Here is a 19,786-nt window from a genome sequence, read left to right as displayed (position 1 = left end):
CCTTTCCCGAGCACGTCACCCAACTCGGAGCAATCTAGAAAAAAGGGACTTGCAATGCAACGCATTTTATAGAACGATATATATATCGATACACAAACCGGACCGACAGAGGTTCGGCGCGGCAGGCGGGCGGCGAGGCCCGCGGGAGGAAGAGGCGGAAATCCGGCGATCGGCAAAGGATGACCGGCGTACGCCGGCATCCGGCCGCTGCCGCTATCCGATTGCCGGCCAGGCGTCCCGAACGGCTCGAATCGGATTTTCCGGATCGGCGCGGGACGGCCGGCGCTTCCAGCCGCAGCATGGGGAGACGCGTAAGTGTTCATCAACGGCCCGGACACGGAAAGGCTTTACCGGGGCTATGCCGGCCCGGAGGCGTGGAAGCCCTTTCCCGACATCGCCGATCGTGCGGGCTGGACCAGGCCGAAGCAGGATCCACGGCTGCAGGCGTCGGTCGACGCCATCATCCGGATCGCCGACGAAGTCACCGGACGCGCCATCGACCCGCTGCCGGCGACGCTCTACATGGATTTCATCCGCAACGGCGACCGCCAGGCCTACGAGGACCGCTATTTCCGCCGCCGCGCCCATCTGTCCCATCTCGTCATCGCCGAATGCCTGACCGCCGAGGGGCGCTATCTCGACCCGATCATCGACCACATCTGGGCCATTCTCGGCGAACCCTACTGGTGCGTGCCGGCGCACAACTTCGCCGGCCAGCACGAGATGGTCATGTACAAGACGGCCAATCCCTGGAAGGACGACGATCCGCTGCCGGTGCCGGGCGAGGAATATCTCGACCTCTTCAACTGCGAGACCGCCGCCATCCTGGCCGAGGCCTGCTACCTGCTGAAGCCGCTGCTGCTCGAGCGGGTGCCGTCGCTCTATCATCTCGTCCACCGGCAGATCGCGGCGCGGACGCTTTCGTTGCTGGAGGGGCCGAACCTCTACGGCTGGTACAACGGTCTCAACAACTGGACCGTCTGGTGCGCCCACAACCTGCTGACCGCCGCCTGCTACGTCGTCGACGACAGGGATCGCCTGATCAGCATCGTCCAGAAGCTGCTGCCGCCGATGCAGCGCTTCTTCGACAATCTGGAGGAGAGCGGCAGTTGCATCGAGGGGCCGACCTACTGGGTGGTGAGCGCCGGGCGGCTGGTCGGCTTCATCGATCTGGTGGAAAAGCGCTTCGGCGTCAAATTCGGCTTCGAGGACAGCACCAAGTTCCGCAATTTCGGCGCCCATCTGGTCCAGCTCCACATCGCCGGCAACAAATACGTCAACTTCGCCGACGGAAACCTCAAGATCGACCTCGATCACGGCCTGCTCAGCCGCTATGCGGAGATGATCGGCGCCCAGTCGCTGACCAACCTGATCTGGCAGGACGTCGCGCGGGTCGCCCCGGAACGGGAAGAGCGCCTGTTCAGGGAGACGGGCCACGCCGACTACGTGCGCCAGATCCTCATCCACCTCACCCGGCTGCTGTTCTGGACGCCGGAGATCGCCGAGGCGCCCGACCGGACCTATCGCAAGAGCCTGTGGCTGTCGGACATGCAGGTCATGGTGGCCCGCGAGTATCCGGAGGTTGGCAAGGGGCTGATGCTGAGCGCCATCGCCGGCAGCAACGACCCCAAGGTCAATCACCACTCCCACAACGACATCGGCCATTTCAACGTCTATCTCGACGGCGCGCCGCTGCTGATCGATCTCGGCCAGAGCACCTATTCCAAGGCGACCTTCGCCGCCGGCCGCTACGACATGTGGCACATCAGCTCCGAAGGGCACGCCGTTCCGAAAATCAACGGCCTCGTCCAGCGCGCCGGTTCCGGCACCGATGCGAGCGACGTCGCCTTTTCCGAGGACGAAGGCGCGAGCGTTCTCAGCCTCGACGCGGCGCCGGCCTATTTCGAAGCGGTCGGCAACAACCGGGTGCGCCGCCGCATCGTCTTCGACCACCACAAGGCTTCGGTCCACGTCGAGGACGACGTCTCGCTGGAGGCGGGACTGACCTCCTTCCAGCTGCCGCTCTACGTCTCCGACCGCGACATATCGGTCGAGGCGGCGGGCGTCTGCCGGATCCGGTGCGGGGCGCGCTTGCTGAGGATCGCCGCCACCAACCTGCGGCTCGACGGCATCGAGCGGCTGCCCCTGTCCGATCCCCGGCACCGCGATACCTGGGGCGAGGCGGTTCACCGGCTTCGCTATGTCGGCGAGGACCTACGGTCCGGCCGGTTCGCGCTGGATATCCGGGTCGAGGATTGAGGCCGGAGAGAATGGCCCGGCGGCGGACGATGGCGCCCGCCGCCGGGAGAGGAAAGGGTCTTCGCCGCCGCAACGGGCAAAGGCGCAGACGTTCGGAGGCGCCCGGCGGCGGGACCCGATGGCCTGTTGATCATCTCATGAAACGGGAGGAAACGATGAAACTGAGAAATGTCGCCCTTGTTACCTTGCTGGCCGGCACGGCTTTCGCCTCGTCCGCCCTGGCAGCCGAGCCCCTGAAGATCTGGATGCGCTACGGCGACAACGAAAAGGCGGTTCTGGAGGCGTTCACCAAGGCCTTCACCGAGAAGACCGGCATCCAGCTCGACGTCTTCCTCGCCAACCTCGACTTCGAGACGCGCCTTGCCCGCGCGGCGGTCGGCGGCACCCTGCCCGACGTGATCCTGAACGATGCCACGGCCATGGGCCAGATGAACGAGATGGGCATCCTGAAGGAAATCGACCGGGCCTCCATCGAGGGCGGCGACAAGCTGCTCGACGTGTCCTGGGACAGCATGCGCGCGCCCGACGGCAAGTATTACGGCGTTCCCTTCTCCGCCCAGGCCTTCGGCCTGTTCGTCCGCAAGGACTGGCGCGAGAAGCTGGGCTATCCGGTGCCCAAGACCTGGGACGACCTCTACGAGCTCGCCAAGGCGTTCACCACCAAGGATCCCGACGGCAACGGCAAGGACGACACCTACGGCTACGTGATGGCCCTGTCGCCGACGCGCGGCTATGCGAGCTGGTTCCTGTCCGACCTGATCTGGCAATCGGGCGGCGAGTTCCTGGCGTCGAAGAACGGCGGCTTCGCGTCGTCGCTGGCGACGCCCGAGGTCGAGCGGGCCATCGGCTACGCCCGCAAGATGGTCTGCGACGGCTACGCCCAGCCGGGCGCGATCACCTCGACCACCGGCGAGACGACGCCGGTGTTCAATTCCGGGCAGGCCGGCATCTACCGCTCCGGCCCCTACCACATCGCCGCCTTCGACAAGGAGCCGGGCAAGGACAAGTTCGAGGTCATCTCGCCGCCGGCCGGGCCGGCCGGCGTCGCCGAGCTCGCCGAGGGAACGTCCGCCTTCATCACGGCGGGCACGCAGAACGAGGCGGCCGCCAAGACCTTCATCGCCTTCCTGGTCTCCAAGGAGGGACAGGAAATCGGCATGGGATCGCTGAGCCCGAACGCGCAGCCCATCGTCCGCCTGTCGGTCAACAAGGACGTCAACACCGGCGAGGTCTACAAGGATCCGAGATGGGAGACCTTCGCCCAGCTCTATGCGACCAGCGCGCATTATTTCCCGCAGGTACCGAACTGGCAGCCGATCCGCCAGATGACGGCGGACGGCTTCAACGCGATCCTGTCCGACTGCTCCTCCGACATCGGCGCCGAGCTCAAGACGCTGGACGAGACCGTCGACCAGGAGCTGACCCGGCAGAACGTCCTCGCCAACGACTGACGGGAAAGAGGCAAGACTTCCGGCATCGACCGCCCGCGGCCGGTGCCGGCGCTTCCGCGACACAGAGGTGATGAAATGGGCGCCGATTCCCGACGCTGGCAATGGATCGTCCCGTGGCTGTTCCTGGCCCCGGCCCTGGTCGTCTTTACCTGGTTCAAGTTCGTGCCGGTCGTGAAGGGGCTCGTCATGAGCTTCTACAAGATCAAGTTCACCGGCGCCGACCAGTGGGTGGGGCTGGCCAATTTCCAGCGGATGCTGTCGGACACGGCGCTGCACGCCGCCACCGCGCATACGTTCATCTATGTCATCTCGTCGACCATCGCCGGCGGCATACTGTCCTTCGCGGTGGCGCTGCTGCTCGACAAGCCGGCGACGCACATCAAGATCATCCGGACGGCGATCTTCTTCCCGGCCGTCACCTCGGTGGCCGTGCTCGCCGAGATCTGGCGGATCATCTTCTATCCGGCGGCCGGCGGCGTCGTGAACAGCATCCTCGGCCTGTTCGGCGCCGGCCCCTACGGCTGGATGTCGGACCCCAACCAGGCGCTGTTCACCGTCATCCTGCTGCAGATCTGGAAGAGCGTGCCCTACAACATGGTCATCTTCATCGCCGGGCTCGCCGGCATCAACCGGGAGCTCTACGACGCGGCCGACGTCGACGGCGCCGGCCCCTGGTCGAAGATGTGGCACGTGACCATCCCGGGGCTCATTCCCGCCTTCTCCGTCGTGATCATGCTCTCGTTCATCCGCGGCTTCCGGGTGTTCACCGAGGTCTACACCACCACCGGCGGCGGACCGTCGGGCCGCACGTCGATGATCATGACGCACATCTTCACCGCCGGCTTCGAGCGGCTCGACTACGGCTACGCCGCGGCGATCTCGTTCGTGCTGTTCGCCTTCACGGTGCTGCTGACCGTGGCGCACGTGTTCATCAAGAACAAGATCGCGCGTTTCTGACGGGGGACATCGACCATGCAGGAAACCCTGACGATGAAGATCGGCCGCATCGTCCTCTACGTGCTGCTGCTGCTCGTCTTCTGCGGTCCGTTCTGGGGGATCGCCGCCACGGCGTTCAACAAGGGCACGGTGCAGCCGGGACAACTGGTGCTCTGGCCGCAGCAGCCGACCTTCCAGCATTTCGTCTTCGCCTGGGTCAACGTGAAGGCCTGGCTCTATCTCTTCAACTCGCTGGTGGTGGTGATCATCGGCACGGCGCTCCAGACCACGGTCAGCGCGCTGGCCGCCTATGCGCTCGCCCGCAAGACCTTCCGCGGCGCCGGCATCGTCAGCCTGGCGATCCTGTCCACCATGATGCTGCCGGACGAGGTCATCGCCATCCCGCTCTACCTCATCCTGCATGCCAGGCTGCCGGTCCTCGACGTGTCGCTCTACAACAGCTACGCCGGCATGATCCTGCCGATCGTCGGCTGGGCCTTCTCGGTGTTCCTGCTGACCGAGTTCATGAAGGCCATCCCGCGCGATCTCGAGGACGCGGCGCGCGTCGACGGCGCGAGCGAATTGCAGATCTTCCGCCTGGTCGTCCTGCCGCTGGTCAAGCCGGCGCTCGGCACCACGACGATCTTCGGCTTCCTGATGATCTGGGACCAGTATCTGCTGCCGCTGATCGCCGTCGACAACCGCAGCCTCTACACCATCCCCGTCATCCTTCGCTCGCTGCGCGTCGACGAGATCATGCAGCAGAACATCTTCATCGCCTTCACGGTGATCGCGACGATCCCGTGCATTGTCGTCTATCTGCTGCTGCAGCGGCATTTCAATCGGGGCCTGATGTCGGGCGCGGTCAAGGGCTGACGCCGACGGACCAGGAATGGAAGCCATCATGGGATCTGTAACGCTCAACAATGTAACGAAGACCTTCGGACAGCTCTCGGTGATCCACGACGTGTCGCTCCAGATCGAGGAAGGCGAGTTCTGCGTTCTCGTCGGGCCGAGCGGCTCGGGCAAATCGACGCTGCTCAGGATCATCGCCGGCCTCGAAGCGGTGAGCTCCGGGCAGGTGATGATCGGCGGACGCGACGTCACCACGCTGCCGCCCAAGCATCGCGACATCGCCATGGTGTTCCAGACCTATGCGCTCTATCCGCAGATGACGGTGCGCGAGAACATGGGCTTCGCCCTGAAGCTCGCCGGCGTCCCGAAGCCGGAGATCGCCCGCAAGGTCGCCGAGACCGCCGAGATGCTCGAGCTCGGCGCCCTGCTCGACCGGCTGCCGAAGGAGCTGTCGGGCGGGCAGCGGCAGCGCGTGTCGATGGGGCGGGCGATCGTCCGCAATCCGTCGGTGTTCCTGTTCGACGAACCGCTGTCCAACCTCGACGCCAAGCTGCGCTCCCAGGTGCGCGGCGAGATCGCCGACCTGCACCGCCGCCTCAGCACGACGTCGGTCTACGTCACCCACGACCAGATCGAGGCGATGACGCTCGGCCAGAAGATCGTCGTGCTCAAGGATGGCCGCGTCGAGCAGGCGGGAGCGCCGCTCGAACTCTACGAGAAGCCGGTCAACACCTTCGTCGCCGGCTTCCTCGGCACCCCGTCGATCAATCTGCTCCGGACCAAGGCGCAGGTGAGCGAAGAGGGAAAATTCGCGGTGTTCGAAAACGGCGCGAAGGTCAGGCTCGACCCGGCCTACGAGGTCGGCAACGGGCAGGACCTCGTCTACGGCATCCGGCCCGAGCACGTCCGGCTTTCCGGCGGCGCCGAGGCGGGCGGCATTCCGGCCCGGGTCCACTCGGTCGAGAACACCGGCTCCGACATGGTCGTATTCAGCGACGCCGGCCCGCTGCGCATCACCGCCGCCTTCAAGGAGCAGCGCAACATCGCGCCGGGCGAGGCGATCACCCTGACGCCCGACCTCGCCAAGGCCCATATATTCGACGCCGCAACGAGCAAGCGCATCCCGGCGCTGTCCTGACGCCGGCGCGCGGTAACCGATGCCGCAACACCGCAACACGGCCTTGCCTGATCCGGTTCAGCCATCGGACGTGCCGCTATCGCGCGTAGCGCCATGGTGCGATCATGCGCCCCTTTCGGTCCGCACGCTCGACGACGATCTCCTCGGAGAGGCGATCATCGATGGCGGCAAACGCGGCCTCCCTGGCCTTGCTCAGCTTTCGACGCTGTACCGGATCGTGCTGCCAGAGCAGAGCTTCGTTGCATTCCATTACGCGGGCGCGCTCCGCCAACACTTTCGGGTGGTTGTAGAGCCAGTGCAGAAAGGAAATGGCATTCGATGTCTTGTACCAGAGTTCGGCACAGAGATCGAAATACGCCCGCGCCGTTTCGGCCTCCGCCAGGTTCGAGTCATGCCAGATGGCGAGCGGCAGCGGATCGGGATGGCCGCACAGCATCTCCGCCACATAGGGAATTGTCACGAAGCCACGGCGCAGGCTGGTCGCGGCGGCGATCCGGTCGCCCTGTAACAGGTGAAGCAGGCCCTCCTCGTAATAGTAGGGAGGATAGTTCGGCGCCGCATCGCGGAAGAAGCGGGCGGCCTTGACCCGATCGCCGAGGCGCAGGTATTCCGAGCCGATGAGGAAGCGCAGACCCTGGTTGTCGTCGGGGTTCCAGCGCAGCAGCTTTTCCATGATCGCAAGGGCTTCCCGGCGCCGGCCGAGCCGGAGATGGCAAAGGAGCTTGCCGTGCGCGGCCCGCAGAAACGGCCGGTTCTCGAGAAAGCCCCATTCGATCGTTCCCGAGAACCCGGCCGGGATGGCACGCTCGCCGATCTCGAACCCGCGCGAACAGGCTTGCAACGCGAGTTTCGGCTTGCCCTGTTCCAACAGCTCAAATCCAAGATGAGCGTGACCGTCGATGAAGTCCGGCTTGCGGGCGACGAGCGCTTTCAGGGCCGCGATATACTGGGCATCGGTCAGTTGGTCGCCATCGCGTGCGTCCAGCGTTGCGGCCAGCGCGTCGGCGATGTCGTCGTACCCCTCGCCGTGCTGAAAGAGGCCGCTGCCTTCCAGGATCTCCAACGTGACCGTTCCGGCGGATTCCACGGTGCCATTTCCTCGTTGTCAGGCCGCCAGTGAGCGGTTCGGCCGTCTTTGCCTCCGAACAAGACGTCCGGCCGCCAGTCCTGCGGGTGTTGCCCCGCCGGGCCGAAGCGAAGGCAGCTTGACGCTTCCTGTCACCGCGCGACATCTCGCCCGAGCAATCCGGTGCTCACCGCGTTTTGGCGAACATCTCTTGGAACAGTTGCTCGGAGCGCGCGATCCCCTCCTGCGTGAGCCGGACGGACTTCGCCTTGCTCGCCGGATCGCCGATGAAGCCCTTGGCATGAAGCCGATCCATGACATTCCAGTCGAAGCTTTTCCAGGCGCGTCCGTCCTGGTCGAGCGTCAGGTGGAGCAAAGCCAGCACGGCATTGTCGATCTTGTCCTGGTCGATATCCATCGTCAGCCATCCCTGAAGTTGAACGATCCCTTTCTCAGCCATGATACCCTATTCATCGGGCGGCTGCGCTCGACCTGTTTTCCTGTCTACCCTTTTTGTGTCGGCGAGAGCATGCGACGGCGGCCAGAAACGATCCTCTTGTCCTTCCTGCCCATATGATCTTTCCCGCAGCCTGAACAGGACGAGGGCCGCGGACGCTCCAGCCGCCCGCCTGCCCAAGCAGAGCAGTCTCCGCTGGCTACTCCTGCATTGGCGTAATTTGGATATCGGGTTCTCCTTGGTCATCCGCCGGCAGCAATGGCCAGATACACCCTGAAATTGCTAATCTTGAAAAATGCAAGTGGCCCAGGTTATGCAGTTGCCGGTGCGTGTTCGACACCTACCGGAAGGATTTCTCCGTGCCTGATGCTGCCGCACCGGCTTCTCCCAGCGCCCGCACCCGCGTCAATCGCTATCGTTGGCTGGCCCACTACGACCGACAGACCATCTACGCCATCCTGGACGCCATGCCGGTGGCCCACGTCGGCTATGTCCACGACGGCAATCCCATCGTGACGCCGACGCTGCAATGGCGGGAGGGAGACCGGGTCTATTGGCATGGCGCGGCCCACGGCCGAATGATGAAGGCGACTCACGATGCCGAGGTCTGCCTGACCGTTTCGATCCTCGACGGGCTGGTGCTGGCGCGCGCCGCCTACAACTTCAACATCAACCACCGCTCGGTGATGGTGTTCGGCCGGCCGGAAGCGGTGACCGACCCGGCCGAAAAGACGCGCCTGCTCAAGCGTTTCGTCGATGGCTACGTGCCCGGCCAGTGGGAGCGGCTGCGGCCGGTCACCGATCAGGAGATCAAAGCCACCGCCATCCTGTCGCTGCCGCTCACCGAAGCCTCGGCCAAGCTGCGGGCCGGGCCGCCGGAGGATGGCGACGAGGATTACGCCTTTCCCGTCTGGGCGGGCGTCTTGCCGATCCGCCTTGCCGTCGGCGCGCCCGAACCGGACCCGCGCAACCTGCCGGACGTCGAAATGCCGGCCTCGCTGACCGCCTTTTCGATCGGCTGAGCCATGCGCATCCTGGTCTTCCAGCATCTCGCCGTGGAGCATCCCGGCGCGTTCACCGATCTCTGGCTGTCGGCCGGACATGGCATCGAGACCGTCGAACTCGACATGGGCGCGGCGATCCCGCCGCTCGACGGCTTCGACCTCCTGGTCGTCATGGGCGGGCCGATGGACGTCTGGCAGGAGACGGAGTTCCCCTGGCTGGTCGCCGAGAAACAGGCGATCCGCCGCTTTGTCCGCGATCTCGGCCGCCCCTATCTCGGCATCTGCCTCGGCCACCAGTTGCTTGCCGACGCGCTCGGCGGCTCCGTCGGGCCGATGGCAAGGCCGGAGGTGGGGTTTGCCACCGTCGACCTCACGGCCGAGGGGCGGGCCGATCCGGTTTTTGCCGGCTTTGCCGACCGCATCGACTGCTTTGAGTGGCACGGGGCCGAGGTGAAGACCCTGCCGTCCGGCGGCGTCACGCTGGCCGGCAACGCCGCCTGCCCGATCCAGGCCATGCGGTGGGGACGCCACGCCTACGGCTTTCAGTACCACGTCGAAATCACCGCGCAGACGGTGCCCGATTGGCAGGCCGTGCCTGCCTATCTGGCCAGTCTGAGGGCGGCGCTCGGCGACACCGCGGCCGGACTCGCCGACGAAGTGGCGGCCCGGCTGCCGGCCTTCGGGCGGGCCGCCCAAAGGCTCAACGGGAATTTCCTTTCTATCGCAAAAGCATAGGGCGAAATTTCCCCATCGAGCCGGCTGCACGAAACTTGGGCCTTCGGCATCGGCGCTTTGGTCCGCGACTTGCATTCAGGCAACCGAGGAGACATCGGGAGGAGGGAGACGGGACATCCGAGAGTGGCCAACGACGCTCGATCTTCGGCTGACTTGCTCGACCCCGACCTCGCCTTCGGCGAGCCGGTCGACGACTTTTCGCATTGCGGCACCGGCGAGTGCCGCGTCAACACCCTGCCAGTGCTCTATCGCCTCAACCAGGTGATTTCCGAGAGCTCCGGGCTTGCCGACGCGCTGCGCATCATCCTCGACATCATGCGCGTCAGCCTCCGCATGGATCGCGGCATCATCACGCTCTACGACCGCCGCTCGGACACCATCTTCATCCACGAGAGCTTCGGGCTGACCGACGAGGAGAGGAAGCGCGGCATCTACGCCCCCGGCGAAGGCATTACCGGCAAGGTGGTGGAAAGCGGCCAGGCGATCGTCGTGCCGCGCCTCTCCGAAAGCGCCGATTTCCTCAACCGCACCGGCTCGCCGGAGAGCGAGCGGCGCGCCAAGGCCGCCTTCATCTGCGTGCCGATCATGCTGGGAAAGAAGGTGCTGGGCACCATTGCCGGCGAGCGCGTCTACCGCAGCCGCCTGCTGCTCAAGCAGGACGCCGAATTCATCGCCGCCATCGCGCTGATGATCGCGCCGCTGGCCGAGCTTTACCTGATCGCCAACGTCGAGAAGGTGGCGCTCGAGACGGAGAACCTGCGCCTCAGGAACGAACTGAAGGAGCGCTACCAGCCGGCCAACATCATCGGCAATTCCAAGCCGATGCAGGAGGTCTACGAGCTGATCCGCAAGGTGTCGACGAGCCGGGCCACCGTGCTGATCCTCGGCGAGAGCGGCGTCGGCAAGGAACTGGTGGCCGGCGCCATCCACTATTCGAGCGCCGCGTCCGAGGGCCCCTTCGTCAAGTTCAACTGCGCCGCCATCCCGGAAAACCTGGCGGAAAGCGGCCTGTTCGGTCACGAGAAGGGGGCCTTCACCGGCGCGCTCGCCGCCCACAAGGGCTCGTTCGAGCAGGCGGACGGCGGCACCATCTTTCTCGACGAAGTGGGCGAGCTGACGCTGGCCGTGCAGGCCAAGCTGTTGCGCGTGCTGCAGGAACGGGTGATCGAGCGGGTCGGCGGCAGCCGGCCGCTCAAGGTCGACGTCCGCATCATCGCCGCCACCAACCGCGACCTCGCCGCCATGGTCGAGCGCGGCGAGTTCCGGGAAGATCTCTACTATCGCCTCTACGTCGTGCCGATCACCGTGCCGCCGCTCCGCGACCGCGGCTCGGACGTCATCCTGCTGACCGATCACTTCGTCGCCCAGTCCAGCCGGGCCAACCACAAGTCCATCAAGCGCATCTCGACGCCGGCCCTCAACATGCTGATGGCCTATCACTGGCCCGGCAACGTGCGCGAGCTCGAAAACGTCATCGAGCGGGCGGTGATCCTGTCCGATGACGACGTCATCCACGGCTACAACCTGCCGCCGTCGTTGCAGACCTCCGACGAGACCGGTACGACCTTCGGCGTCAGCCTCGAAAGCAAGATCCACGCGGTGGAATACGAGATGATCGTCGAGGCGCTGAAGAGCTCGAACGGCAACGTCGGGCTGGCCGCCAACGAGCTCGGTCTCACCCGCCGCATGCTCGGCCTCAGGATGGAGCGCTACGGCATCAGCTACAAGACCTTCCGCACCGGAACGCCACCCCGCCGCTAAATCCATTCAGCCGATCCGTCCCGTCGCCCCGCCGGCCGCCGCCGACGGGGCCTTTTCATATCCGGGCACTCCCCGGACGGATTTACGCTTTCGGTGAATAAGCCGGCGTAAATTTCCGGAAACGTAAATTCCGGTCCCGGACGATGAATTGCCGCCCGCCTCGTCAATTGTGCGGGAATGTAAATTTCGTTCTCGTTCTGACATCGCCGTAAATCCCAAGACATTGCGAACGGATTGCAACAACTGAAAGGCTTCCTTGAACAACAACTTGCCGAGCCGCTTTCCGAAAACGCATGGGAGCCATTCACGGCCCGTCTAATACTAAAGTCGTGGCACGCTCGTTGCGATCCTGTCTTCGTCATCGGCGGCCTCCCACCGCCCTTCAAGACCTTCCTGGAGACAACGATTATGACGACGCGCAAGGTAGCCATCTACGGCAAGGGCGGCATCGGCAAGTCCACCACCACCCAGAACACCGCCGCAGCTCTCGCCCACTTCCACGGCAAGCACGTGTTCATCCACGGCTGCGACCCCAAGGCGGATTCCACCCGCCTCATCCTCGGCGGCAAGCCGCAGGAGACGGTGATGGACACGCTGCGCATCCACGGCGCCGAGAAGGTCACCCTCGACAAGGTGATGAAGAAGGGCTTCGGCGACATCCGCTGCGTCGAATCCGGCGGCCCGGAGCCGGGCGTCGGCTGCGCCGGCCGCGGCGTCATCACCGCCATCGACCTGATGGAGGAGAACGAGGCCTATACCGAGGATCTCGACTTCATCTTCTTCGACGTGCTGGGCGACGTCGTCTGCGGCGGCTTCGCCATGCCGATCCGCGACGGCAAGGCGCAGGAGGTCTACATCGTCGCCTCCGGCGAGATGATGGCCATCTACGCCGCCAACAATATCTGCAAGGGCCTCGTCAAATACGCCAAGCAGTCGGGCGTCCGCCTCGGCGGTATCATCTGTAACAGCCGCAACGTCGACGGCGAGAAGGAATTCCTCGAGGAGTTCACGGCGGCGATCGGCACCAAGATGATCCACTTCGTGCCGCGCGACAACATCGTCCAGAAGGCCGAGTTCAACAAGAAGACGGTCACCGAGTTCGACGCCGAGCAGAACCAGGCCCAGGAATATCGCGAGCTCGGCCGCAAGATCATCGAGAACGAGGACTTCGTCATTCCCCGGCCGCTGTCCATGGACCAGCTGGAAGCGATGGTCGTCAAATACGGCATGCTGAACTAGCGCCGGTCCCCTCCCCTTCGCCCGTCCGTCGCGCGCTCCTCCCGCCCGCGCGGCGGCTCCCTCCCCGCCCGAAGAGGATTTCCCATGCCGTATCATGAATTCGAGGTCAGCAAGTGCATCCCCGAGCGCAAGATGCACGCCGTGGTCAAAGGACCCGGTGAAGACCTGACGCACGCGCTGCCCAAGGGTTATCTCAACACCATTCCCGGCACCATTTCCGAACGCGGCTGCGCCTATTGCGGCGCCAAGCACGTGATCGGCACGCCGATGAAGGACGTGATCCACCTCAGCCACGGTCCCGTCGGCTGCACCTACGATACCTGGCAGACCAAGCGCTACATCTCCGACAACAACAATTTCCAACTGAAGTATACCTTCGCCTCCGACGTGAAGGAAAAGCACATCGTCTTCGGCGCCGAGAAGCTTCTGAAGCAGAACATCCTCGAAGCCTTCGACGCCTTCCCCGACATCAAGCGCATGACCATCTACCAGACCTGCGCCACGGCCTTGATCGGCGACGACATCGCCGCCATCGCCGAGGAGGTGATGACCGAGCGGCCCGAGGTGGACATCTTCGTCTGCAACTCGCCGGGCTTCGGCGGTCCGTCGCAGTCGGGCGGTCACCACAAGATCAATATCGCCTGGCTGAACCAGAAGGTCGGCACCGTCGAGCCGGAAATCACCTCCGACTACGTCATCAACTACGTCGGCGAGTACAACATCCAGGGCGACCAGGAGGTGATGCTCGACTATTTCAAGCGCATGGGTATCCAGGTGCTGTCGACGTTTACCGGCAACGGCACCTACGACGCGCTGCGCGGCATGCACCGGGCGCATCTCAACGTGCTCGAATGCGCCCGTTCGGCCGAATACATCTGCGACGAGCTGCGCGCCCGCTACGGCATCCCCCGCCTCGACATCGACGGCTTCGGCCACAAGGCGCTCGGCGACAGCCTGCGCAAGATCGGCCTGTTCTTCGGCATCGAGGACCGCGCCGAGGCGATCATCGCCGAGGAAACCGCCCGGTGGAAGCCGGAGCTCGACTGGTACAGGGAACGGCTCCAGGGCAAGAGGGTCTGCCTGTGGCCGGGCGGCTCCAAGCTCTGGCACTGGGCGCACGCCATCCAGGAGGAGATGGGCGTCAAGGTGGTGTCGGTCTACACCAAGTTCGGCCACCAGGGCGACATGGAGAAGGGCGTCTCGCGCTGCGGCGAGGGAGCGCTCGCCATCGACGACCCGAACGAGCTCGAAGGCCAGGAAGCGCTGCTGACGCTGAAGCCCGACGTCATCTTCACCGGCAAGCGGCCGGGCGAAGTGGCCAAGAAGATGCGCGTGCCCTACCTCAACGCCCATGCCTACCACAACGGCCCCTACAAGGGCTTCGAGGGCTGGGTGCGGTTCGCCCGCGACATCTACAACGCCGTCTACTCGCCGATGCACCAATTGTCGGCCATCGACATCTCCAAGGACGACTATGCGACCGACAAGGGGTTCGTGACGCGGCGGATGCTGTCGGACGCCAACCTCTCCGACGAGGCCAAGGCGTCGCCGATCACCGGCTACACCGGTCCGTTCGACCCGATCCCGGGCCTGCGCGGAAAGTCCTATCCGGCCTTCGAGCGCCGCGTCGCCACCGAAGCCGCCGAGTGAAGGAGGCCCCCATGGCCAAGAAAGAGAAAAAAGACGTCGCTCGCGCGAACTATCCCAAGCTCTACGACCACGACCCGATGGCCGACCTCGACGACGAAACCCGCGCCAAGGTTTCCGAGCTCGAGACCTATATCATGAAGAACTGCCTCTGGCAGTTCAACTCGCGTGGCTGGGACCGGCGCAAGCAGAATGCCGGCATCCTCGGCAAGACGACGCAGTTGCTGGTCGGCGAGGAGGTGGAAAATCCGACGCCGCTCGACAAGTGCTACTGGGTCGACGCGGTGCTGCTCGCCCGCAATTTCAGGGAGCGCTGCGCCTGGCTCGCCGACCTCGGCGCCGACGAGATCCGCGCCATCCTCGCCAAGCTGCACGCCCGCATCGACTGGCTGACCATCGACGGCTCGCTCAACGAAGAGCTGACCGTCCAGAACTACTGAGGAGCCGACCCATGAATTGCGAAGTCAAGGCCAAGGACCGGATCGGCACCATCAACCCGATCTTCACCTGCCAGCCGGCCGGCGCCCAATACGCGTCGATCGGCGTCAAGGACTGCATCGGCATCGTGCACGGCGGCCAGGGCTGCGTGATGTTCGTCCGCCTGCTGATCTCCCAGCACCTCAAAGAGAGCTTCGAGATCGCCTCGTCGTCGGTGCACGAGGACGGCGCGGTGTTCGGCGCCCTCGATCGCGTCGAGACGGCGGTGGACGTGCTGCTCTCCCGCTATCCGCATGTCAAGGTGGTGCCGATCATCACCACCTGCTCGACCGAAGTGATCGGCGACGACGTCGACGGCCTGATCACCAAGCTGGAAGAAGGGCTGCTCGCCGAGAAGTTCGCCGATCGCGAGGTGCATCTCCTGCCCATCCACACTCCGAGCTTCGTCGGCTCGATGGTGTCGGGCTACGACGTCGCGGTGCGCGACTTCGTCAAGAAGTTCGCCAGGAAGGGCGAGCCGAACGGCAAGATCAACCTGATCACCGGCTGGGTGAATCCCGGCGACGTCAAGGAGCTGAAGCATCTCCTCAAGGAAATGGATATCGAGGCGACGGTTCTCTTCGAGATCGAGAGCTTCGACAGTCCGCTGATGCCCGACGGCAAGGCCGTGTCGCACGGATCGACGACCGTCGAGGATTTGCAGTCGACCGGCTCGGCGATCCACACCTTCGCGCTCAACCGCTACGAAGGCGCCAAGGCGGCGCAATTCCTCGAGAAGAAGCTCAAGGTGCCCTCCACCATCGGCCCGACGCCGATCGGCATCCGCAACACCGACGCGCTCCTGAGGAAGCTTTCGGCGGTGACCGGCAAGCCGATCCCGGAAAGCCTGGTCAGGGAGCGCGGCATCGCCCTCGACGCCATCGCCGACGTCGCACACATGTTCCTCGCCGACAAGAAGGTGGCGATCTACGGCAACCCCGACCTCGTCATCGGCCTCGCCGAGTTCTGCCTCGACCTCGAGATGCGTCCGAAGCTCCTGCTGCTCGGCGACGACAACTCCGGCTATGTCGACGATCCCCGCATCAAGGCGCTGCAGGACAACGTCGACTATCCCATGGAGATCGTCACCAACGCCGACTTCTGGGATCTCGAGGACCGCGTCAAGAACAAGGGGCTGGAGCTCGACCTGATCCTCGGCCACTCCAAGGGGCGCTTCGTCTCCATCGACTACAACATCCCCATGGTGCGGGTCGGCTTTCCGACCTACGACCGGGCCGGCATCTTCCGCAATCCGGTGGTCGGCTACGCCGGCGCCACCTGGCTGGCCGAGCAGATGGCCAATGCCCTGTTCAACGACATGGAAGTCAAGAAGAACAAGGAGTGGCTGCTCAACGTCTGGTGAGCCGCCGGCCCGCCATGCCCTTGGGGCGGCGGCGCCGCCGCCCTTCCCTTCCAGCGATGCCGCGAGAAACGTCATGAAGATCGCCGTGCATACCGATGCCGCCGGCCGTCCCGTCAGCCTCTACGAGGACGGCGTCATTCACCTCTACGAAGGCGGCGGCGACCGCTGGTCGAAGATCGGCGAATTCGCCTTCGCCCTGCCCGACGGCGCTTCCATCCCGCTGGTGCGCGGCCTCGTCGAGCGGGTTGCCGCCAGCCTCCGGGATTGCCGGACGCTGATCTCCGGCGACCGCAACGGCTACATCTATTCGCTGCTCGGCCAGGAGATGGGTTTTTCCTGTTGGACCTCGGAAGGCAGCGTCGACGATCAGCTCGCCATGGTCGCGCGCCGGCAGTCGGAAATGACCGCCGGGCAAGGCGCCTCGGCCTGCGCCACCGCCGCCTGCGCTTCCTCCGGCTGCGGCGGCCGCAAGGCGCCCGCCTGCGGTCCCGACGTGGAGGTTCCGCCGCCCAAGGACCTCGGCGGCGGCCGGCTGCGCGTCGACGTCGCAGCGGTGATGCGCCAACTGCCCGGCCTCAACTCGCGCCAGATCCTGATCCCGGTGCTGGAGGGCGGCGCCTTCAGCGAAATCGAGGTGATCTGCGACCATCTGCCGCGCTGGTTCGCCGCCAGGATCGCCCAGCTCGGCCTCGAATACACGTCCGAGACCCTGCTGGGCGTCGGCGTCGTCGCCACCGTCACCCGTCCAGCGGTGCAGTGAGGAGGCACTCATGGCCATCGACCGCCCCGTTCTGCAATTCCTCTACGGCGCCGATCTCCACCCCGAGCGCCTTGCCGCCTGCTGCCCCGGCGGCGAGGTGAAGGCGGTCGGCGTGTTGCGCGACCATCGCCTCGCCTTCTTCGGCCACAACGACCTGTGGGACGGCGGCGAGGAGACGGTGCTGGCCGAGAAAGGCGCGTCGGTGCACGGCATCGTCGTCGCGCTGTCGACGCGCGAAGCCGATTTTTTCGACAAGGTGCGCGGCGTCCGCCTCAACGGCACCGGCAGCCATTTCCATTATCCGACCAGGGTGGAGACATCGGGCGGCCCGCTCGACGTCGTCCTCTACAAGCTCGACGACAGCCGAACGCCGGCGCCGCCAAGCGTCGAATATATCGCCTACATGGCGGCCGGGATGCGGCATTTCGGCCTGCCGGCCGCCAGCCTTGCGACGCTGGAAACCCTGTCCGCCCGCCCCGCGACGGTGCCGGTGCCGCGCATCGCCTTCCCGGCCATCGCCGCCGCCGCGTCCGGCGGCTGCGCCTGCTGACATGCCGCCGCCGGCGAGCCTGCCATACGGCACCAATCTCGTGGGGTTGCCGACCGGGCTGATCGCCTCGGTGGGCTTCAACGACGAGCCGGCGCCCCTGCATATCTCCGGTGTGCGCGAGATGAACGATCCGCTGTTCGAGATGTTGGCAAAGGCCGAGGACCTGGCCGACGCCTCCGACGCCTTCCTGAAATACATGGTGGCGGTCTACGGCCTCGATTTCGCCCAGCGGAGCGACGACGGAGGCGCCGGCATCCGCCGGCCGTTCCGTTCGTCCTTCCTGCGCCTCCTGATCGGCTGGGGCTACGACAGCTCCAGCCCGGAGGCCGCCGTGCTGAAGGGCTGGGTGGAGAGCCGTTTCGGCCTGCTTCCGGGCTTCCATCGCCAGCCGATCGGCACGGTCGGCGATATCGCCTTCCTCGGCTATGTCGAGGAGCGCATGGCCAGCGGCTTCCATACCAACTCGATCTTCTCCCAGCTCGACCTGCTCTACGAATATGTCCAGTGGGTGCTCGCCAACCTCGTCTACCCCGAGGAAAGCCACGTCCGCCTCTATCGCGGCGTCGACGGCTTCCACGAGCACCACGTCGTCAGGCGCTTCGATCGCCGCCACTTCATCCTGCGGCTCAACAGCCTCTCCTCCTTCACCACCGATCGCTGGGTGGCCGACTGCTTCGGCCACACCATCCTGACGGTGGACGTTCCGCTCCCCAAGATCCTGTTCGCCAACACGCTGCTCGCCTTTTTCCCGCTGCGCTCGGAGCGGGAATTCTGGGTGATCGGCGGCGACTATCGCGTTTCCGTCGAAAGGGATTGATGCCGTGACCGACCTCGCCCCCATCCTCGACCGTCCGCTGCCCGTCGCCGAACGCCGCCACCAGGCCGGAGGCGGCGACGGAGAGCGGCTCATCGCCCGGATCGCCGGCATCGTCGACCGCAACCCGCCGGCCGACGCCGTGGCGGAACTGAAGCGGCTCCTGGCCGCGCACGGCGCGGGACCGGCGGGCAGGAGGGGCGCCGTTTGCGGCGGCCGCGACCGGCCGCGCTGCGTTGTCGGCAACCATCCGGCCATGCGGACGGCGACGGACACCGTCCGTCGCGTCGCGCCGACCGACCTGCCCGTGCTGATCCTCGGCGAGAGCGGCACCGGCAAGGGGCTGTTCGCCGAAATGGTGCATCGGCAGTCCGGCCGCTGCGGCCCGCTCGTCAAGGTCAACTGCGCCGCCCTGCCGGAGGCGCTGATCGAGAGCGAGCTGTTCGGCCACGAGCGCGGCGCCTTCACCGGCGCCTCGGCCGAGCGCAAGGGCCGCTTCGAGCTGGCGGCCGGCGGTACGCTGTTTCTCGACGAGATCGGCGACACCTCGCCGGCCTTCCAGGTGAAGCTGTTGCGCGTGCTCCAGGACGGCGAGTTCGAGCGGGTGGGCGGAACCCGCACGCTGCGCGCCGATGTCCGCATCGTCGCCGCCACCAACCGCGACCTCACGGCGGCGATCGCCGCCGGCGCCTTCCGCGCCGATCTCTTCTATCGGCTTTCCGTGGTGCCGCTCACGCTGCCGCCGCTGCGCGACCGCCGCCAGGACATCCCGGAGCTCGCCCGCCGCATCCTCGACGATTTCGACCGGGCGAACGGCGGCCGGCACACCCTGGGCAAGGACGCCATCGACCTGCTCCTCACCTGCGATTTTCCCGGCAACATCCGTGAGCTGGAGAATTGCGTGAAACGGGCAGCCGTCATGGCCGACGGGCCGGTCGTCTCGGCGACGAGCTTCTCCTGCCGGCAAGGCTGCCGTCCGTCGCCCGGAGCCTCTCCGGCCGTCCCGCCTGCCGCCCCGGCAATGATCATCGCCGGCGACCGCCCCGACAACGCCTCCGCCGAGGTTGCGCTTCGCGTCGGACGGGACGAGCTTCTCGAAGCGTTGGCCACGGCCGGCTGGTCGCAGGCAAAGGCAGCCCGGCTACTTGGCCTGTCGGCGCGACAGATCGGCTATGCCATCCGCAAATACGGCATTGTTCTCAGAAAGTGGTAAGGGCTGCCGCTATAGGCACCAGGACGCTTGGTCCTTGTGCCTATAGCGGCCTCGTCGACAT

The 19,786-nt window shown here is 65.5% G+C and carries 18 protein-coding genes; 16 read left to right on the top strand and 2 right to left on the bottom strand.

Annotated features, from left to right (window positions below; all coding sequences use genetic code 11):
- Window positions 1–315 precede the first annotated feature (315 nt).
- The 5 genes from CJ014_RS05960 to CJ014_RS05940 all read left to right on the top strand — a co-directional run bounded on the left by CJ014_RS05960 (window position 316) and on the right by CJ014_RS05940 (window position 6,639).
- Window positions 316–2,259: a heparinase II/III domain-containing protein gene (locus tag CJ014_RS05960; RefSeq protein ID WP_100079613.1), complete on the top strand. Its 1,944-nt coding sequence runs from the start codon at window positions 316–318 to the stop codon at window positions 2,257–2,259.
- A 155-nt stretch (window positions 2,260–2,414) separates the two neighbouring features.
- On the top strand, window positions 2,415–3,710 hold the full coding sequence (locus tag CJ014_RS05955; protein WP_207765680.1) for an ABC transporter substrate-binding protein: 1,296 nt from the start codon (window positions 2,415–2,417) through the stop codon (window positions 3,708–3,710).
- A 75-nt stretch (window positions 3,711–3,785) separates the two neighbouring features.
- Window positions 3,786–4,667, top strand: a complete 882-nt coding sequence (locus CJ014_RS05950; protein WP_100079611.1) for a carbohydrate ABC transporter permease — start codon at window positions 3,786–3,788, stop codon at window positions 4,665–4,667.
- A 15-nt stretch (window positions 4,668–4,682) separates the two neighbouring features.
- Window positions 4,683–5,522 (top strand): carbohydrate ABC transporter permease, encoded by an 840-nt coding sequence (locus CJ014_RS05945; protein WP_100079610.1) that lies wholly within the window; start codon window positions 4,683–4,685, stop codon window positions 5,520–5,522.
- A gap of 28 nt (window positions 5,523–5,550) precedes the next feature.
- Entirely contained in the window at window positions 5,551–6,639 is a 1,089-nt protein-coding gene (locus CJ014_RS05940) for an ABC transporter ATP-binding protein (protein WP_100079846.1), read from the top strand.
- 76 nt (window positions 6,640–6,715) lie between these two features.
- Here the strand turns inward: CJ014_RS05940 and CJ014_RS05935 are convergent, their stop codons facing one another.
- On the bottom strand, window positions 6,716–7,726 hold the full coding sequence (locus CJ014_RS05935) for a tetratricopeptide repeat protein (protein ID WP_100079609.1): 1,011 nt from the start codon (window positions 7,724–7,726) through the stop codon (window positions 6,716–6,718).
- Between the two features lie 166 nt (window positions 7,727–7,892).
- Window positions 7,893–8,123 (bottom strand): DUF6429 family protein, encoded by a 231-nt coding sequence (locus tag CJ014_RS05930; protein ID WP_100079608.1) that lies wholly within the window; start codon window positions 8,121–8,123, stop codon window positions 7,893–7,895.
- Between the two features lie 398 nt (window positions 8,124–8,521).
- On the opposite strand from CJ014_RS05930, the gene CJ014_RS05925 reads away from it, so the two are divergent.
- From CJ014_RS05925 to CJ014_RS05875, 11 genes are all read left to right on the top strand, one after another.
- The gene (locus CJ014_RS05925) at window positions 8,522–9,184 is read left to right on the top strand and encodes a pyridoxamine 5'-phosphate oxidase family protein (protein ID WP_100079845.1); all 663 of its coding nucleotides are present in this window, start codon (window positions 8,522–8,524) and stop codon (window positions 9,182–9,184) included.
- A 3-nt stretch (window positions 9,185–9,187) separates the two neighbouring features.
- A complete protein-coding gene (locus tag CJ014_RS05920) occupies window positions 9,188–9,901 on the top strand; it encodes a type 1 glutamine amidotransferase (protein ID WP_100079607.1) in 714 nt (237 codons plus the stop codon).
- 123 nt (window positions 9,902–10,024) lie between these two features.
- A complete protein-coding gene (locus CJ014_RS05915) occupies window positions 10,025–11,662 on the top strand; it encodes a sigma 54-interacting transcriptional regulator (RefSeq protein WP_245427132.1) in 1,638 nt (545 codons plus the stop codon).
- Window positions 11,663–12,070: 408 nt separating this feature from the next.
- Entirely contained in the window at window positions 12,071–12,901 is an 831-nt protein-coding gene (nifH, locus tag CJ014_RS05910; RefSeq protein ID WP_100079605.1) for a nitrogenase iron protein, read from the top strand.
- A gap of 84 nt (window positions 12,902–12,985) precedes the next feature.
- Complete coding sequence (gene anfD, locus CJ014_RS05905) at window positions 12,986–14,551, top strand: nitrogenase iron-iron protein, alpha chain (protein ID WP_100079604.1); 1,566 nt, start codon at window positions 12,986–12,988, stop codon at window positions 14,549–14,551.
- 11 nt (window positions 14,552–14,562) lie between these two features.
- Window positions 14,563–14,988 carry a Fe-only nitrogenase subunit delta gene (anfG, locus tag CJ014_RS05900; protein ID WP_100079603.1) on the top strand — a complete coding sequence of 142 codons (426 nt, stop codon included), beginning with the start codon at window positions 14,563–14,565 and terminating at the stop codon, window positions 14,986–14,988.
- Between the two features lie 11 nt (window positions 14,989–14,999).
- Window positions 15,000–16,388 carry a Fe-only nitrogenase subunit beta gene (gene anfK, locus CJ014_RS05895; RefSeq protein WP_100079602.1) on the top strand — a complete coding sequence of 463 codons (1,389 nt, stop codon included), beginning with the start codon at window positions 15,000–15,002 and terminating at the stop codon, window positions 16,386–16,388.
- 73 nt (window positions 16,389–16,461) lie between these two features.
- Window positions 16,462–17,148 carry a Fe-only nitrogenase accessory protein AnfO gene (gene anfO / locus CJ014_RS05890; protein ID WP_165790763.1) on the top strand — a complete coding sequence of 229 codons (687 nt, stop codon included), beginning with the start codon at window positions 16,462–16,464 and terminating at the stop codon, window positions 17,146–17,148.
- Between the two features lie 10 nt (window positions 17,149–17,158).
- Window positions 17,159–17,698 (top strand): gamma-glutamylcyclotransferase, encoded by a 540-nt coding sequence (locus tag CJ014_RS05885; protein WP_100079600.1) that lies wholly within the window; start codon window positions 17,159–17,161, stop codon window positions 17,696–17,698.
- A 1-nt stretch (window position 17,699) separates the two neighbouring features.
- On the top strand, window positions 17,700–18,515 hold the full coding sequence (locus tag CJ014_RS05880) for an NAD(+)--dinitrogen-reductase ADP-D-ribosyltransferase (RefSeq protein WP_100079599.1): 816 nt from the start codon (window positions 17,700–17,702) through the stop codon (window positions 18,513–18,515).
- A 4-nt stretch (window positions 18,516–18,519) separates the two neighbouring features.
- On the top strand, window positions 18,520–19,725 hold the full coding sequence (locus CJ014_RS05875; protein ID WP_207765679.1) for a sigma 54-interacting transcriptional regulator: 1,206 nt from the start codon (window positions 18,520–18,522) through the stop codon (window positions 19,723–19,725).
- Window positions 19,726–19,786 lie beyond the last annotated feature (61 nt).

It is taken from the genome of Pleomorphomonas carboxyditropha (genome assembly GCF_002770725.1).
Lineage (GTDB): Bacteria > Pseudomonadota > Alphaproteobacteria > Rhizobiales > Pleomorphomonadaceae > Pleomorphomonas > Pleomorphomonas carboxyditropha.
Note: the sequence above shows the minus strand (reverse complement) of the source record. Positions and strands in the feature narration are given on the sequence as shown.

Excerpts from the sequence above, each read along its gene's own strand:
- CJ014_RS05955 (WP_207765680.1), top strand. The coding sequence starts at position 2,415 with ATGAAACTGAGAAATGTCGCCCTTGTTACCTTGCTGGCCGGCACGGCT.
- CJ014_RS05950 (WP_100079611.1), top strand. The coding sequence starts at position 3,786 with ATGGGCGCCGATTCCCGACGCTGGCAATGGATCGTCCCGTGGCTGTTC.
- CJ014_RS05945 (WP_100079610.1), top strand. The coding sequence starts at position 4,683 with ATGCAGGAAACCCTGACGATGAAGATCGGCCGCATCGTCCTCTACGTG.
- CJ014_RS05940 (WP_100079846.1), top strand. The coding sequence starts at position 5,551 with ATGGGATCTGTAACGCTCAACAATGTAACGAAGACCTTCGGACAGCTC.
- CJ014_RS05930 (WP_100079608.1), bottom strand. The coding sequence starts at position 8,123 with ATGGATATCGACCAGGACAAGATCGACAATGCCGTGCTGGCTTTGCTC.
- CJ014_RS05920 (WP_100079607.1), top strand. The coding sequence starts at position 9,188 with ATGCGCATCCTGGTCTTCCAGCATCTCGCCGTGGAGCATCCCGGCGCG.
- nifH (WP_100079605.1), top strand. The coding sequence starts at position 12,071 with ATGACGACGCGCAAGGTAGCCATCTACGGCAAGGGCGGCATCGGCAAG.
- anfD (WP_100079604.1), top strand. The coding sequence starts at position 12,986 with ATGCCGTATCATGAATTCGAGGTCAGCAAGTGCATCCCCGAGCGCAAG.
- anfG (WP_100079603.1), top strand. The coding sequence starts at position 14,563 with ATGGCCAAGAAAGAGAAAAAAGACGTCGCTCGCGCGAACTATCCCAAG.
- anfK (WP_100079602.1), top strand. The coding sequence starts at position 15,000 with ATGAATTGCGAAGTCAAGGCCAAGGACCGGATCGGCACCATCAACCCG.
- anfO (WP_165790763.1), top strand. The coding sequence starts at position 16,462 with ATGAAGATCGCCGTGCATACCGATGCCGCCGGCCGTCCCGTCAGCCTC.
- CJ014_RS05885 (WP_100079600.1), top strand. The coding sequence starts at position 17,159 with ATGGCCATCGACCGCCCCGTTCTGCAATTCCTCTACGGCGCCGATCTC.
- CJ014_RS05880 (WP_100079599.1), top strand. The coding sequence starts at position 17,700 with ATGCCGCCGCCGGCGAGCCTGCCATACGGCACCAATCTCGTGGGGTTG.